This window comes from Pseudoalteromonas sp. TAB23, from assembly GCF_000498075.1.
Taxonomy (GTDB): domain Bacteria; phylum Pseudomonadota; class Gammaproteobacteria; order Enterobacterales; family Alteromonadaceae; genus Pseudoalteromonas; species Pseudoalteromonas arctica.
The window spans coordinates 1-982 of the sequence record NZ_AUTP01000135.1; the positions used below are offsets into that span (position 1 = coordinate 1).

Consider the following 982-nt stretch of genomic DNA (forward strand, 5'->3'; position numbering starts at 1 on the left):
CCTGCCACATTAAAGCGTTTAGTGATCCCACTTTATTGCGTTGGTTTATTAATGCTAGTGGGTGTACTTTTATTTGGTGTAAGCTCAAAAGGCGCACAGCGATGGCTCGATTTAGGGGTGACACGGTTTCAACCTGCAGAATTAATGAAGCTGGCAGTCCCAATGATGGTAGCTTGGTATATAGGGCGAAATCACTTACCTCCTCGGCCAATGCACTTAATTATTGGCTTTATGATTGTAATGCTCCCTACATTATTAATTAAAGAACAACCCGATTTAGGTACCGCTATACTTATTGCAAGTTCAGGTATATTTGTTTTGTTTTTGTCTGGATTAAGTTGGCGTTTAATCGGCTTTTTAAGCTCTATTGTAGCGCTTGCCGCATGGCCATTTTGGCACTACGGTATGCACGATTATCAAAAGCAGCGTGTACTCACCTTTTTAGACCCTGAGAGCGATCCGCTCGGTTCGGGTTATCATATTATTCAATCTAAAATTGCTATTGGCTCAGGCGGTATAGAAGGTAAAGGCTGGCTGCTTGGTACGCAATCGCAATTAGAATTTTTGCCAGAGCGCCACACCGACTTTATATTTTCGGTTTTAAGCGAAGAATTTGGTTTATTTGGCGTATGTGTTTTACTTAGTCTCTATTTATTTATTATTGGCCGTGGTTTATACATTGCTGTTAATGCACAAGATGCATTTGGTAAATTGCTCGCAGGCGCACTCACCCTCACCTTTTTTGTGTACGTATTTGTAAACATAGGCATGGTATCGGGTTTATTACCTGTTGTAGGCGTACCTTTACCACTGATTAGTTATGGTGGTACATCGATGGTGACGTTAATGGCAGGATTTGGCATTATTATGTCAATCGCAACAGATAAAAGGATGCTTTTAAAATAATGCGACACACTAATCAGCTTATATTTACCACGTTATTAATTTTGCTTTTAAGTGCATGTAGTAGCGGCTCAAGTAG

2 protein-coding genes (1 of these 2 cut by a window edge) are annotated in these 982 nt (G+C 40.3%); both read left to right on the forward strand.

Going from position 1 to position 982, the window contains the following annotated elements:
• A partial coding sequence (rodA, locus tag L654_RS0105085) for a rod shape-determining protein RodA (RefSeq protein ID WP_024607461.1) occupies positions 1-906 on the forward strand: 906 nt, incomplete at its 5' end.
• A protein-coding gene (locus tag L654_RS0105090; protein ID WP_024607462.1) for a septal ring lytic transglycosylase RlpA family protein crosses the window boundary here: on the forward strand, positions 906-982 show its 5' end (the start). The gene runs 697 nt beyond the window's last position; only the first 77 of its 774 coding nucleotides appear in the window; it begins with the start codon at positions 906-908; its stop codon lies beyond the right edge, outside the window. The genes rodA and L654_RS0105090, both read left to right, overlap by 1 nt.